Below are 15,364 nucleotides of genomic sequence, written 5' to 3' on the forward strand. Positions count from 1 at the left end.
CTACTGCGGCCCCAGGCTGAGGACGCAGTCTTCTCCGGCGCGCAGGGAGAGCGGTCGCGCTCCGGAGGAAGTCCTGAGATCGATGCGCAGGGTGCGGGCGGGACGGATGACGGCCGTGCGCTCCCCGGGGCTCCACGTCAGGTCGACCTCGGCGCCGAACCGGGTGCGGACACCGCGCAGTTGGCCGGTCGGGCAGGCCGTGGGGAGCGCCGGGAAGAGGACCAGGCGCTCGGGCGTGGACTGGATGAGCATCTCGATGAGGACCGCGGGGAGCGTGTGGGCCGCGTCGGCGTTGTAGACGTGGCGGCTGGGGTAGTGGCCGCTCATCAGGGAGACGTGGAAGAAGTCGCCTGCCAGGACGTTGCCGAGGGCTCCCGCCACCCGGTCGGCGTCGCGAAGCCGGGCCGCCACCAGGGCGTGGTGGAGGTGGCCGTGCGCGGAGTCGTTCTCGGCGCCGCGCAGTTCGAGGGCGCGATGGGCCGCCGTGGCCAGCTCGGGGGTGTCGTACGGGTTGATCTCGTCGAGCGGCCAGACGCCGTAGAGGTGGCTGAGATGCCGGTGGTCGTAGGTGTCGTCGAGCCCTGGCCAGGCCCATTCGGCGAGCGCGCCCTCGGCGTTGACGCGGTGCGGCGGCAGCCGGTCGGCGAGCGCGCGCCAGCGTTCGGCCTCGGGTCCCGGGTGGTAGTCGGCGGCCGTACGCAGGGCGTGGCGGGCCGCGGAGAGGTCCATGGCGGAGTTGAGGGTGACCCAGCTCGCGTTGGCGGGGCGGTTCTCCGGGGAGTACGAGGGGACGATCACGAGGTGGCCGTGCTTGTCGGTCCGGGTGAGGAAGTCCTCGTAGAAGTACGCCACTTCGGCGAGCGCGTCGGCCAGTCGCGGGTCGCGTGCGCCGCGGGTCTCGTCGTGGTCCACGAGGGGTTTCAGGAGCCAGTCGGCGCCGGCGGTCCACACATGCAGCGGGTATTCGCGGCTGAGGTGGTAGATGTGCCCGGACTCGCCGTCGGTGTGTGCGGGGGCGACGACTCCGCGGGTGCCGAAGATCGTCCGGGCGTTCTCGCGCCAGTCGGCCAACTGGCCGTGCACCAGGGCGGCGTGGGCCTCGGTCACCTCCGGCAGCGCTGCCGCTGCGGCGGAGGCAGTCTGCAGGTTGAGGTTGGCGTCGGTGGTGAACGCCCCGGACCAGGCGGTGTCCCAGTCGCCGGTCCACAGGCCGGTCAGGCGTGGCGGGAGCGTTCCGGCGGCGGAGAAAAGGTGGTGGCGGCCGGCCGCGAAGAGGCGTTCCAGGAGAGCTGGGCTCTTGGGGCGGCGGAGCAACTCCGAGCCGGGGAGGGCGCGTTCGGTGTCGTCGGCGCCGAGGTCGAGGGTGGTGCGGAGGTAGGCAGGGCGGTGGAGGGCGGTGTGTCGGGCGAGGAGGTGGGGGTACGCGTCCACGTCGTCGCCGGAGTCGGGCAGCAGGGCGCGCAGCTCGTGCGCCTCGGCGAGCGCGTCCAGCTCCCCGGTGTGCCGTCGTACGCGCGTGAGCAGGAGCAACGAGCGAGCGCCCTCGACGCGTAGACCAGGGAGGGCGGTCCGGGTTCGACCGCCGGTGACCACGGCGAGGGTGACCCCCGTGTATGCCAGGTCGCTGCCCGGGTAGCGGGCGCGCAGCGTGAGGAGCGCGCCCTCGGGGGTGAGAACCGAGCTGTGCCCCACCGCCAAGTTGCCTGGCGCGCCGGGCAGTCGGTGATCGAGGGCCACCTCGACAGTGAGGTCGGCGGCGGTCACGTACTGGACGACGACGTCGTCGGCGCGGGAGACGAAGACCTCGCTGCGCCGGTCACCGCAGTCGGCGCTGACGACGCCGGTGGTGAAGTCGGCGTCGCGCCGGTACGCGCGCCGCTGGACCGCCGGGCGGCGCAGCCGGACCTGGAAGGCGGGGTGGAAGGGCTGCACCCACAGCAGCGGCCGCCCGTCGGTGAAGTCCTCCCCGGCGGTGACGTCCCCGGCCAGCAACCGGTCCTGCACGTCGGAGAGTTGGCCGGCGAGAGCGGGCGGGCGGGCGTCCGCGCTGCCGTTGGGGCGGACCAGGGCGTGATGGTTGACGATGACCCGGTCGTCGTTCGGATCACCGAACACCATGGCGCCGTGTGTGCCGTTGCCGCTCAGGAAGGCGTCCTCCCAGCGGGCGGCGGGCGCGGGTTCCCAGGTGCCGTGAACCGGCCCTGGCTCCCGGTCCGCTGGAAGCGCGGTCATGGCGCGAGCACCGCCGCTCCATAGCGTTCCAGGCGTACGGAGCCGGTCACGGAGCCACTGGTGAGCAGGTCGCGGTGGGTGCCGGGCACCTCGACGGTCACCTCGTCGCGCCCGTGGTTGAGCAGGAAGAGCAGCTCACCGCGGCGTACGGCCTCAACGCCTGCGGGGACCCCCTCAAGCACCGGGCGGACTCCCACGCTGTCCGCCGCGTCCGCCAACAGGTCCCGCAGCGCGGCGGGTTCGGGGAGCGTGGAGAGGTACCGCGCACCGCCCTTGCGGAGTACCGCCGGCAGCCCGTCCAGCTCGCCGCCCTTGTAGACGGCCTCGGTCACGCCGTCCTCGGCCTCGATCTCCTCGGACCACAGCGTCCCCCGGAAGCCCTCGCACTCGACGGTCTCCCCCGCGTCCAGCGGCCACCACTCGTGCAGGGTGCGGATGCCGAACAGCTCGCGCAGCCGCTCGTCCATGCCGCCCGGGCGCACCCGGTCGTCCTCGTCGGCGACTCCGGTGAGGAAGCCGCAGACGAGGGTGCCCCCTCCTCGTACATACGCGAGGAGGTTGTCGATCGCCGCGTTCGTGAGCAGATACAGCTGCGGTACGACGACGAGCTTGTACGCGGAGAGGTCGTGCTCGGGGTGGGCGAAGGCGGTGGTGAGGTGGGCCTCCCAGAGGGCTCGGTGCCAAGCTCGTACGACCTGGGGGTAGTCGACCTCGGTGGAGAGACGGCCATCCTGGGCGCCGGCCCACCAGGAGTTCCAGTCGTGCAGGATCACGATGTCCGCCTTGATGTGACTGCCCGTCACCTCGTCGCTGATGAGGGCGAGTTCGGCGCCGATCTGCTTGACCTCCTGGAAGGTGCGCCCGCGCTCCCCCGCGTGACTGACCATCCCCGAGTGGAACTTCTCCGCGCCCTGCCGGGACTGCCGCCACTGGAAGTAGCAGACGGCGTCGGCGCCGCGCGCCACGGCCTGGAGGGACCAGAGACGATTGAGGCCGCGCGGCTTGGGGTGGTTCACCCCGCGCCAGTTGACCGGCCCTGCGGCCTGTTCCATGAGTACCCAGGGGCCGCCCGCGGCCTGGGAACGCGTCATGTCCTGGACCAGCGCGGCACTCTGGGCGCCGAAGGGGTCGCGCGGGTCGGGATAGATGTCGACGGAGACGATGTCTTCCTCGGCGGCCCACTTCCACGCGTCCTGGCCCACCCACATCGGCATGAAGTTGCTGGTCACAGGGATGTGCGGGGTGTGGCGGCGGACGATGTCCCGCTCGGCGGCGTAGCACTCCAGGAGCATGTCGGAGGTGTAGCGCTTGAAGTCGAGAACGTGCGTCGGGTTCTTCATGTAGTGGGCGTGGCGCGGCGGAAGCACCTCGTGCCAGCCGTCGTAGCCCTGGCTCCAGAAGGCCGTTCCCCAGGCCTCGTTGAGGGCCTCGACGGTGCCGTACTTGTCCTGGAGCCAGCGGCGGAAGGTGGCTGCCGCCTCGTCGCCGTAGTCGAAGGTGCAGTACTCGTTGTTGATGTGCCACATCGTGAGGGCGGGGTGGCTTCCGTAGCGGGCGGCCAGGTCCTCGGTGATGGCGGCGGCGTAGCGGCGGTAGGTGGCGCTGGAGTGCGAGAAGTGCTGGCGGCCGCCCCACCATTCGGTGCGCCCTTCCTCGTCCCGGGGCAGCGTCTCGGGGTGCAGGCGGCCCATCCACGGCGGGGGCGAGGAGGTGGGGGTCGCGAGGACGACACCGATGCCGTTCTCGTGCATCAGGTCCATCAGCCGGTCGAGCCAGCCGAACTCCCGAGCCCCGGGCCGGGGTTCAAGTTTCGCCCAGGAGAAGACGCCGAGAGTGACGGAGTTGACGCCGGCCTCCTTCATGAGGCGTACGTCCTCGTGCCAGGTCTCCTCGGGCCACTGCTCGGGGTTGTAGTCGCCGCCGAAGAGGATGCGGCCGCGGATCACGTCGTCGAGGTTCGGCATCAGACGGGCTCCCCGTACTGGATTCCGCGCCCGTTGGTGGCGAGGTATACGCGGCCGTACACGCGTGGGTCGCCGACGACGACCTCGCCGATCCACCCCCACTGGTGGGCGTCGTCGTTGATCCGCACCCAGCTCTTCGCCTCGTCGTCGGAGCGGTAGACGGCGGTGATGGCCTCGGTCGAACCGACCTGATAGATCGCCGGGTAGTCGGCGCCGTCGGCCGCCTTGCCGAAGCCGAGGGTGTATGAGGCCCAGCAGCTGGCGACCTTGGCGAAGCCGGCGCCACCGTCGGTGGACCGGTAGAGGCCGTTCCACTTGACCGAAACCCACAGGTCACCAGTGCGCCCGGGTGCCGCGACCAGCTTGAACTGGCTGTCCCCGGAGGGGAGACCGGATGCACGGGCAGTGAACGAAAGGCCACTGTCAGTGCTGACGTATAGCGTTCCTGTGTCGGTGTCGTACGCGTAGAAGAGCGTCGGGTCGGCCGGGTCGGCGACCGGCGTGGCGCCCTTCGGGAAGGAGGAGACCTCGGACCAGGTCGTGCCGTTGTCCGTCGAGCGGTGAGCTGCGTACTTCGTGCCGTCCCAGTGCACGAAGGACCACAGCAGTGCGCTGCCGTCGGCGTTGGTGGCGATCGGCCCCGGTGCACTCTTGGCGATGTCGGGCTGGGCCGCGAAGGGCGCCCAGGTCTGCCCGCCGTCGTTCGAGTACGCGCCGTTGCCGTTGTCGCCCCAGCCCGTCCGGACGACGTACGACGGCTTGGCCGCGGCCTGCGCGAGTCCCGTCGCCGACCCGAACACGGGGTTCGTCGCCATGCCGCGCGACGGAGACGCCGTGAGCCGCTCGTGGTACATCACGCCGATGTCCCCGAGTCCGCTGATCAGGTGCGCCTCCCCGGCCGGGGGCGAGATCAGCTGGCGCACGGCCGTCTCCTCCAGACCGCGGATCTGCGGAGCCCAGCGCTTGAGGTCACGGGTGCCGTAGAGGGTCGCGCCGGTCCCGTACACGATGCGCTTCGAGTCGTACGGGTCCACGGCCAGCGCCTGGATCCACCAGCCGAACTTCGGCTTGTCACCTCCCCAGTTGAGGAAAGGAGTCTCCGATACGTCGAACACGGCAGCGTCCTTGAGGGACGTCCAGGTACGGCCGCCGTCCGTGGTCCGGAACAGGGTGTCGACGTCCGCCCAGCGGTTGTTGGTGGAGACGACGACGGTGCCGGCGCGGCAGGCGTCGACGGCGACCCCGCCGTAGCCGAAGGTGTCCGCCGACCCGTCGGACGTGGTGCCACCGGGCTTCACCGGCGTCACGTCGGTCCACTTGCCGGTCGTGGTGCGCAGCTTGTGCACGCTGCCGTCGGACTGGCCGTTGGGGCCGGGGGCGTTGGCGTACGTCACGTACAGCTCGCGGGTGTGCGCGTCGTACGCGGCGCGGACCGGGACCTTGGCGGAGGTGCCGGAGGGCTGCCCGGGTACGGCCTGCCAGGTGGTGCCGTCGGTCGTGCGGTACAGGTTCGCCGTGCCCGAGGTGCCGTCGCCGTCGCCCCAGCCGGCGTAGACGGCGCGCCCTGCCGCGACGAGGAAGACGACGCCCTGCCCGGACGCGTTCGCGGTCGCCGGGAAGCCGGTGACGGGGGCCCAAGTGGCGCCCCGGTCGCTCGACTTGAGCAACCCGTCGTGCCGCGTCCCCAGCCACAGGACGTCGCTGTCGCGCGGGTCAACGAGGAGGCGCTCCCCGGCGCCCCGGCCGTCCTCGTTGGCGCCGAGCTTCACGCCCAGGTCGGTCCGGGTCCAGGTGGCACCGCGGTCCTCGGAACGCAGGACAGCGCCGTTGCCCGCCCACGCCTGGGCGTACGTGCCGAGCGCGGCGTAGAGCCGGTCGGGGTGCCCCGGGTCGACCGCGAGCGCCTCCACACCGAGGAGGTTCCAGTCGTCCCAGCCGAGGTGGTCGGTGAGCGGGGTCCAGCGCCCGGCCCCGTCGTCCCAGCGGTAGGCGCCGCCGATGTCGGTGCGGGCGTAGGCGAGTCCGCGTACGGCGGGGTGGAAGAGGACGCCGGTGATGAAACCGGTCCCGCCGATGACGGCGTTGCGCCAGCGGTACGCGGCGCCTTCGGCGGCATGGGCGCGGTTCCCGAGCGCGGGAACGGCGGTGAGCGCGGCCGCGACAGCGGTTCCGGCAAGAACGGCTCGTCTGCTCAGGCGGGGCGTGCGCATGACATACCTCGTTAGGGAAGAGGGGGTGAGGAGAGCGACCCTTCAGGGGCGCGGGGAACTGCGCGACCAGCCACGAACAGCCCGCGGGGAACAAGCGACCGGAGTGACACGGCGAACTCCGCGGAGCGAACCCGTTGGGTGCCGCCACGGCCGACCGCCGATCAGGGGCAGGTCGACCGCAGCGGCGGACAGGGGGCCGGAGATGGACGGCTGACGCAAGTCAGCCCTTCACCGCTCCGGTGAGCATGCCCTTCTTGAAGTGGCGCTGGACGAAGGGCGAGAGGAAGGCGACGGGCAGCAGCGCCAACACCATGACCGCCATCTGCACGGCGAGCGCCGACAGTTGGCCCGTCTTGATGGCCTGGCCCATGCCGACCGGGGGCTCCTGCTTCTGCACGAGCTGGATCATGACGTTCTGCAGCGGCATCATGTCCTGGTCGCTCAGATAGATCGACGCGTTGAACCAGGCGCTCCAGTACCCGACGGCGTAGAAGAGCGTGATCACCGCGATGACCGCGCGGGAGAGCGGCATCACGATCGTCCAGAGGATCCGCCAGTCCCCCGCGCCGTCGATCCGCGCGCTGTCGGTGAGCTCCGGCGAGATGCCCATGAAGAACCCGCGCAGCACCAGGATGTTGAAGACGCTGATCGCGCTCGGCAGGATCAGCGCGAGATACGAGTCCGTCAGCCCCAGCGCCTGCACCAGCAGATACGTGGGGATGAGGCCGGCGCCGAAGAACATCGTCGCCAGCAGGGTCATCAGGAACCAGCGGTGTCCGATCGTGCCGATGCGGGAGAGCCCGTACGCCGCGAGGATGGACACCGCCATCGAGAACAGTGTGCCGACGAGCGTGACACCCAGGCTGACGAGCGTGGCGCGGGTGACCTGGCCGCCGCTCAGCAGCTCCTGGTAGGCGATGAAGGTGATGCCCTTGGGGATCACCACCAGGCCTCCGGCTTCGGTGATCACCTTCTTCGAGGACAGGCTGGTGACGACGACGATCCACAGCGGGAACAGGACGCCGAGGCAGGCGCCGGCCAGGACGATGCCCTTGCCCGCGAGCCCGGCCTTGCTCGGCTCCTCCTCCCAGACGGGCCTCGGCGGGGCCGCCCAGCGGCCGGGGGCCTGCGGCGGCCGTTCTTCGGAGACGGAGGTCGCGGAGGACTCCGCGGTCACGGCACTCACTTCTTGTACACCCCCTGCTCGCCCATGAGATGGGCCACCTTGTTCGCCGCGAGGACAAGGCCGAGACTGACCACGCCCTTGATCAGGCCCGCCGCTGCGGCGTAACTGAAGTCCTGGTTGCGGACGCCGTTCCACCACACATAGGTGTCGAGGACCTCCGCCGCGCCCGGCCCGACCGCGTCCCGTTGCAGCAGGATCTGTTCGAAGCCGACCGTGAGCGCGTCGCCGACGCGCAGCACCAGGAGCAGGGCGATCACCGGGCGCAGCGCGGGCAGCGTGACGTGCCACATCCGGCGCCACCGCCCGGCCCCGTCCATCGCCGAGGCCTCGTACAGGTCGGGGCTCACGGAGGCCAGCGCGGCGAGGAAGACGATGATGCCCCAGCCCGCGTCCTTCCAGACGCCCTCGGACGTCACCAGGAACTTGAAGATCCCCGGGTCGGTCATCAGGTCGAAGCCCTCGTACCCGTGCTGCCGCAGGGTCTGCGCGATGATGCCGGCGCCGCCGAAGATCTGCTGGAAGACGGTGATGACCAGCACCCAGGAGAAGAAGTGCGGCAGGTAGAGGATCGCCTGCGACACCGCCCGCACCCGGGGCCTGATCACGCTGTTGATGAGCAGCGCGAGCAGGATCGGGATGGGGAAGAAGAGCACCAGTTGGAGGGAGAACAGTACGAGGGTGTTCTGGACGGCGTCCCAGAACGCCGAGTCCTCGAAGAGCCGCGTGAACTGCTCGAAGCCGACCCAGGGGCTCTCGAAGACGGCGATGAATCCGTTGTCGCTGATGTACGGGTCGTACTCCTGGAAGGCGACGACGTTGCCCAGGATCGGTATGTAGTTGAAGAGCAGGACCAGCAGGATCGCCGGCAGCGTCATCAGGATCAGTGTGCGGTCCCGTTTGAGGCGGGTCCTGAAGGTGCCGCCTTTTTTCGAGGCCTTGGATGCTTTCGAAGCCTTCGAGGCCGTGGCGACGACTGCAGACTCGGCGCCCTTGGCCATGCTTCGCGCGGCGGACGACGGCGCGGGGCCGTCATCCGTATCCGTCGTATCCGTCACCGAAGAAGGCACTGCGCCCGCGGCGGCGCCCGGAGTGGTGCTGTGTGCCACTTCGTCACCCCTGCGCGGATCCGCTGTCGTCCAGCAGCTTCTTGTACCAGTCCCGCAGTCCGTCGCCGCCCTGGCTCTTCCAGTCCGAGACCGCCTGCTGCATGTCGCTGATCTTCTTGCGGCCGCGGACGATGTCGTCCTCCAGCTGCTCGAAGTCGTTGGAAAGGTTCGTGTAGCGCGCCGGCTCGATGATCTGGAGGCCGTAGAAGGAGGACTTCTTGGTGAAGGCACCCATCCGCTGCTGCCACTCGACCTGCGCCTTCCCGACGTCCGGGAAGTCGGGATGCGCGATGGTCGAGGCGGGGCTGGCGAGCATCACGAAGGCGTTCGCGACCTCCTGGTTGCCCTTGTCGTTCTTGGTGGGTGTGCCGTCCTTGACGGTGTAGTGCGTGCCCTCGACCCCGTAGTTGGTGAGCATGTACTCCTCGGTGCCGTACGGGGCTGCGGTGACGTTCGCGGCGGCCAGGATGTCGTGGATCACGGCCTTCGACGCCTTCTTGTTGACGAAGGCGAAGATGCCGGCGGGCGATCCGGCCCACAGCGTCGGGTCCCCGCCGTCGTGGCCGAAGATGTCCATGCCGCCGATGCGGAAGTCCGGGTTCTGGGTGGCCTGTTCGGCGGTCTTGCCCCACCAGGTCGAGATGTCGTTGTTGAAGATCAGGGTCTCGCCCGAGGTGAAGCGCAGACCCGAGTCGCCCTGGTTCTGCGCCTTGGCGTCCGGGTGGACGACTCCCGCCGCGTACAACTTCCGCGTCCACTCCAGCGCTTCGAGGTACTCGTCGGTCTCGACGCGGTAGATCAGCTTGCCGTCGACGAGGTTCCAGCCGAGCGGCTTCTCGCTGCCGGACAGCACACCGAAGCTGTTGAAGGCGGTCCACTTCATGTCGTCGCAGGCCCACACCTTGGCCTTGGCGTTGGTGATCTCCTTGGCCAGGGCCAGGAACTCGTCGGCCGAGGTGGGGAGTTCGTACCCCTTCTCGTCGAAGATGTCCTTGCGGTAGAACGGCACGATGTTGGGGTCGTACGAGCTGGGCATCGGCAGTCCGCGCAGCTTGCCGCCGAAGATGGAGCGCTGCCAGGCATCGGTCGGGATCGCCGCGAGGTTCGGGTACTCCTTGACCTTGTCGCCGGAGAGGTACGGGCCGAGGTCCGCCATCTTGTTGATGATGGCGCTGGGTATCTTGCCGCCCATGTTCCAGCCGGGGATGACCACGACGTCCGGCATGTCGCTGGAGGCGAGGACCGCGCCCAGCTTCTCGTCGTAGGTGTTGCCGTCCTGGTTCTGCCAGACGACGTCGACGCCGATCTTCTCGTTCATCGCCTTGTAGTAGGGGTTGTCGCTCTTCGGCGGCGAGCCCCAGAACGGCGACATGATCTTGATGGTGCTGCCCTTGCCGAGCTTCTCGGGCACCGAGGTCTTCAGATCGTCGAGGACGAGCTTGCTGGTGAATCCGAGGGAGGAGCCGTTCTTCGACGGAATGTCCGGCGTCACCACGTTCTGCGCCACGAAGGTGGGAAGGATCTTCTGCGCGTCCTTGCCCGAGGTCGTGCCGTCCTTGGAGCCGCCGTCGGAGCCGCCGCAGGCGGTCAGCAGCGGCATCCCACCCGCCACCGCGGCGGCGGCGACCGCCGTGGAGGCGAGGAAGCTTCTCCGGCTCGGAGCGGAGGTGGCGGAGTTCGGCGTCATTGCGTCAACCCTTCATGGCGCACCAGGACACCCGGCGGTAGGGCCGTCGGCTGCGGTGTCTTGAGTGGAACTGGCTGAGCTGAAGCGGTCCTCGGAGGACTGCGCACCCCGGGCGGCGGTCCCATCAGTCGAAGCGCTTCGATGTTGCTGTGAGGTTAAGTGAACCCGTGGGGGTGCACAAGAGTCGATTCCAAGATTCCTCGGAGGTATGCACCCGATATGGAGTACTGGACCGGTCCCTTATGGCGCTTGATGTGCCGACGAGGAAACGGAGTTGTTGCGTCTGGGTGTCTTGACACCCACCCCTCGGTCGAATGAGCATCGAAGCGCTTCGAAAGCGCCCCGTCGCTCCATCGCAAAGGGATCACCACGTGACCGCACAAACGCCGCCTACGCCCCCTTTCCGTGATCCGCAGCTGCCGTTCGCGAAGCGCATCGACGACCTGCTGGCACGGCTCACGCTCGACGAACGGATCGCATTCCTGCACCAGTTCGCACCGGCCGTCGAGCGGCTCGGTGTCGGAGCCTTCCGCACCGGGCAGGAGGCGCTGCACGGCGTGGCCTGGATGGGCCCGGCGACGGTGTTCCCGCAGGCCGTGGGGCTCGGCGCGACCTGGAACGACGAGCTCGTACGCCGGGTCGGCGAGGCCGTCTCGGCCGAGACCCGCGCCATGCGCGCCCGCGACGACCGCGTCGGCCTCAACGTCTGGTCCCCCACGGTCAACCTGCTCCGCCACCCCCTGTGGGGCCGCAACGAGGAGGGCTACTCGGAGGATCCGAAGCTGACCTCCGCGATCGCGACGGCGTACACCCGCGGTCTGCGCGGCGACCACCCGGCGTACTGGCGTACGGCCCCGGTGCTCAAGCACTGGCTGGCCCACAACAACGAGACGGACAGGGACACTTCGTCCTCCTCGGTCCGCCCGCGCGTCCTGCACGAGTACGACCTGCGCGCCTTCCGCGAGACGGTCGAGGCGGGCGCGGTGGCCGGCGTGATGCCCGCGTACAACCTGGTCAACGGCCGCCCCAACCACGTCTCGCCGTATCTGCGCGAGCACCTGCGCACCTGGACGGACCAGGACCTGCTGGTCTGCTCGGACGCGGGCGCGCCCTCCAACCTGGTCGATTCCGAGCACTACTTCGACACCCACGAGGAGTCGACCGCGGCCGCGATCGTCGCCGGGGTGGACAGCTTCACGGACCACGGCACGGACAGCTCGAAGATCGTCGCGCGTATTCAGGGTGCCCTCGCCCAGGGCCTGTTGAGCGAGGACGACATCGACACGGCGGTCCGCCGCCAGCTCTCGGTCCGGTTCCGGCTTGGCGAGTTCGACCCCCGGCTCGACCCGTACATGGACACCAAGTCCTTCGACACACCGGCCCACCGCGCCCTCGCCCAGGAGGCGGCGGAGCAGGCGATCGTGCTGCTCAAGAACGACGGCCTCCTGCCGCTGGCCCCCGGCGTGCGCATCGCCGTCGTCGGCCTCCTCGCCGACGAGTGCAAGCTCGACTGGTACAGCGGCACCCTCATCCACCGCTCGACACCGCTGGAGGGCCTGTACGAGCGTTTCGGCGCCGAGCGCGTCGACTTCGCGGAGGGCGTGGACCGCGTACGCCTGCGGACCTCGGCGGGTACGTACCTGTCGGTGCCCCTGACGGCGGACGCGGCCGACGAAGTGCGCGGCGCCGAGGGCGCCCTGGACCCGGCGCTCCTCGCGGGCCGCACGGACCTCCCCCCGCTCACCACCGACGCGGCCGGTACCGAACTCGCGCTGATCGACTGGGGCGAGGGAATCCTGACGCTGCGCGCCCCCGACGGCCGCTATCTCTCGGTCGCCGAGGACGGCTTCGTACGGGCGTCGGCGGACCAGCCCGGAGGCTGGGTCGTCCAGGAGACATTCCGCCTCGAACCCTCCGAAACGCATGCGAACGGCCACCTCCTGAAGCACGTCGGGACGGGTAGGTACGTCTCTGTCGCCGCCGACGGCGTGAAGGTTGCCGCCGAAGACGCATCCGGTGCGGAAATTTTCGGGATGGAGTTCACCGAGCGCGGCGAGGACGCGGTGGCGCGGGCGGCGGCCGCCGCCGATGTCGTCCTGGTCGTCGCCGGAAACGACCCGCACATCAACGGGCGCGAGACGGAGGACCGTACGACCCTGCGCCTCCCCGCGCACCAGGAACGCCTGCTCCGTGCGGCCCGCGCGGCGAACCCGGACACGGCCCTGGCGCTGGTCTCCGCGTACCCGTACGCGGTGGACCACGCGGACCTCCCGGCCGTCCTGTGGACCGCCCACGGCGGCCAGGCGGCGGGCACCGCCCTGTCCCGCGTCCTCGCCGGAGACGTCTCCCCCGCGGGCCGCCTCCCGCAGACCTGGTACGCCTGTGACGAGGATCTGCCCGACCTCCTCGACTACGACGTGATCGGCGGCCGCCAGACGTATCTGTACTTCGAGGGCACGCCGTTGTTCCCGTTCGGGCATGGACTGTCGTACGGACGGTTCGCGTACACCGACCTCGAAGTCACCCCGCTGGCAGGCAAGTTGCAGGTCGCCTTCAATGTCACCAACACCAGCTCGGTGGCCGCCGACGAGGTCGCCCAGCTCTACACCCGCGCCGTTCAGGCATCCGTACCGCGCCCCCGCCGCGAGCTGGCCGCGCACCGCCGCGTCCACCTCACCCCCGGCGCCACGACGACTTTGACCTTCGAACTCCCGCTCTCCGCCCTGGAGTTCTGGGACGTCGCACACAGCCGCCCGCGCCTGGAGCCGGGCGCGTACGAACTGCTCGTCGGCGCCTCCAGCGAGGACATCCGGCTCCGCACGACCGTCGAACTCGACGGTGAGCCCGCCACGCCCCGCCCGGTACGTGAACTGGGCCTCGACGCTGCCGACTTCGACGAGCAGCGGAACGCCGCGATCGTCGACCGTACGAAGGTGATGGGCGACGCGGTGACGCCGGTGGACGGCGTGACGTGCGAACTCGTCTTCCGCGACTGCGACTTCGGGGACGGCGTCCGGGAAGCCACCGTCGAGGTGGCGGGCGAGGGAGTCGTAGAACTCTCCCTGAACGGCGGCCCGTTGATCGCCGTGGTGACCCTGAGCGCGACGAAGGGTCCGTACGACTACACCACTCTCGGCGCCGATTTCGCCGCCGCCGATGTGCACGACGTACACCTCAGGCTGCGCGGCCCCTTGCGGCTCGCGCATGTCGGCTTCTCCGGCTGAGGGTCCGGACAGGCCGACAAACAGGGCCCGGCACCGGAAGGCATCGGTGCCGGGCCCTTCATCGGGACTCTATATGAAAATGGTTCCCATGAGCTAGTGGTTCTGATGAGCTCGTGGTTCGGTTGAGCCAGTGGTTCGGTTGAGCCGGTCCAGCGGTGGGACGGCGATGGCCGGAGCCCCCGCACAGCGGGCTCCGGCCATCGCCTCGCAAGCGCCGATGTCAGAGGGCGATACCCGTCAGCACGAGCACCCGCTCGTAGGTGTAGTCGTCCATCGCGAACTTCACGCCCTCGCGGCCCACACCGGACTGCTTCACACCGCCGTACGGCATCTGGTCGGCACGGTAGGACGGCACGTCACCGATCACGACGCCGCCCACCTCCAGCGCACGGTGAGCGCGGAACGCGGCCTGGAGGTCGTGCGTGAACACACCGGCCTGCAGTCCGTACTTGGAGTCGTTGACGGCGGCGAAGGCGGCCGCCTCCCCCTCCACCTTCCGCACGGTGAGGACCGGCCCGAAGACCTCCTCGCAAGAGATGGTGGTGTCCGCCGGTACGTCGGCGAGCACGGTCGGCGCGTACGCGGCACCGTCACGCTTTCCGCCGGTGAGCACACGGGCACCGGCCGCGGCGGCCTCGTCCACCCACGCCTCGACGCGCTTGGCGGCGTCCTCGCTGACCAGCGGGCCCACATCGGTCTTGTCGTCCGACGGGTCCCCGGTGACCTGCGCCTCGACGGCTGCGACGATGCGCGGCAGCAGCCGGTCGTACACGGAGGCGTCCGCGATCACCCGCTGCACGGAGATGCAGGACTGGCCGCCCTGGTAGTTGGAGAAGGCGGCGATACGGGTGGCGGCCCAGTCCAGGTCCTCGTCACTCGCCCAGTCGGCGAGGACGACAGCCGCGCCGTTGCCGCCGAGCTCCAGCGTGCAGTGCTTGCGCGGCACGCTGTCCATGATCGCGTAACCGACCTTTTCGGAACCGGTGAAGGAGATGACCGGCAGCCGCTCGTCCTGCACCAGCGCGGGCATCCGCTCGTTGGACACCGGCAGGATGCTCCACGAACCGGCGGGCAGCTCGGTCTCCGCCAGCAGGTCACCGATGATCAGGCCCGACAGGGGCGTCGCGGGCGCCGGCTTCAGGATGATCGGCGCGCCGGCGGCGATGGCCGGGGCGATCTTGTGGGCGCACAGGTTGAGCGGGAAGTTGAACGGCGCGATGCCCAGCACGACGCCCTTCGGGAAGCGCCGGGTCAGCGCGAGCCGGCCCTGACCGCCGAGGTCCGTGTCGAGCCGCTGCGCCTCGCCTCCGTTGAACCGGCGGGCCTCCTCGGCCGCGAACCGGAACACCGACACCGCGCGGCCCACCTCGCCGCGGGCCCACTTGATCGGCTTGCCGTTCTCGGCGGAGATCAGCTGCGCGATCTCCTCGGTGCGCTCGACGAGGCGCTTCGACACGTGGTCGAGGGCGGCGGCCCTGACGTGCGCCGGGGTCGCGGCGAACTCGTCCCGTACGGCGTACGCGGCGGCCACGGCCTCCTCGACCTGCGCCTCCGTCGGCACGCTGACCTGGCCGACGAGCCGGCCGTCCCACGGCGAGGTGACGTCGAACGTGGTCTCACCGGTGGCCTGGCGGCCGGCGAGCCAGAAGGCGTAGGTGGAAGTCATGTGAGTCCCGGCCCTTCCGAGGTTGGTGGGTGACGTGGCTTTCATCATCAACGGTAGGGGTGGGACGACCGGGGGTCGTTTGTCCGAGT

Annotated in this window: 8 protein-coding genes; 1 reads left to right on the plus strand and 7 read right to left on the minus strand. The window is 69.9% G+C overall.

Annotated features, from left to right (window positions below; genetic code table 11):
• The 6 genes from OG266_RS11785 to OG266_RS11810 all read right to left on the minus strand — a co-directional run bounded on the left by OG266_RS11785 (position 1) and on the right by OG266_RS11810 (position 10,385).
• Entirely contained in the window at positions 1 to 2,232 is a 2,232-nt protein-coding gene (locus OG266_RS11785; protein ID WP_371545313.1) for a glycoside hydrolase N-terminal domain-containing protein, read from the minus strand.
• Entirely contained in the window at positions 2,229 to 4,196 is a 1,968-nt protein-coding gene (locus tag OG266_RS11790; protein WP_371545315.1) for a beta-galactosidase, read from the minus strand. Before OG266_RS11790 ends, OG266_RS11785 begins: the two co-directional genes overlap by 4 nt.
• A complete protein-coding gene (locus OG266_RS11795) occupies positions 4,196 to 6,406 on the minus strand; it encodes a WD40/YVTN/BNR-like repeat-containing protein (RefSeq protein WP_371545318.1) in 2,211 nt (736 codons plus the stop codon). The genes OG266_RS11790 and OG266_RS11795 overlap by 1 nt, the downstream gene beginning before the upstream one ends.
• 220 nt (positions 6,407 to 6,626) lie before the next feature.
• Positions 6,627 to 7,583: a carbohydrate ABC transporter permease gene (locus tag OG266_RS11800; RefSeq protein ID WP_371545321.1), complete on the minus strand. Its 957-nt coding sequence runs from the start codon at positions 7,581 to 7,583 to the stop codon at positions 6,627 to 6,629.
• A gap of 5 nt (positions 7,584 to 7,588) precedes the next feature.
• Entirely contained in the window at positions 7,589 to 8,698 is a 1,110-nt protein-coding gene (locus tag OG266_RS11805) for an ABC transporter permease (protein WP_371545325.1), read from the minus strand.
• A gap of 4 nt (positions 8,699 to 8,702) precedes the next feature.
• Positions 8,703 to 10,385 (minus strand): extracellular solute-binding protein, encoded by a 1,683-nt coding sequence (locus OG266_RS11810; protein WP_371545326.1) that lies wholly within the window; start codon positions 10,383 to 10,385, stop codon positions 8,703 to 8,705.
• Positions 10,386 to 10,756: 371 nt separating this feature from the next.
• Here OG266_RS11810 and OG266_RS11815 point away from each other — a divergent pair, with 371 nt between their 5' ends.
• The gene (locus OG266_RS11815; protein ID WP_371545329.1) at positions 10,757 to 13,609 is read left to right on the plus strand and encodes a glycoside hydrolase family 3 C-terminal domain-containing protein; all 2,853 of its coding nucleotides are present in this window, start codon (positions 10,757 to 10,759) and stop codon (positions 13,607 to 13,609) included.
• Between the two features lie 220 nt (positions 13,610 to 13,829).
• Here the strand turns inward: OG266_RS11815 and OG266_RS11820 are convergent, their stop codons facing one another.
• Positions 13,830 to 15,275, minus strand: a complete 1,446-nt coding sequence (locus tag OG266_RS11820) for an aldehyde dehydrogenase family protein (protein ID WP_371545332.1) — start codon at positions 15,273 to 15,275, stop codon at positions 13,830 to 13,832.
• Between the last annotated feature and the right edge of the window lie 89 nt (positions 15,276 to 15,364).

It is taken from the genome of Streptomyces sp. NBC_00554, assembly GCF_041431135.1.
In the GTDB taxonomy this organism is placed as follows: Bacteria; Actinomycetota; Actinomycetes; order Streptomycetales; family Streptomycetaceae; genus Streptomyces.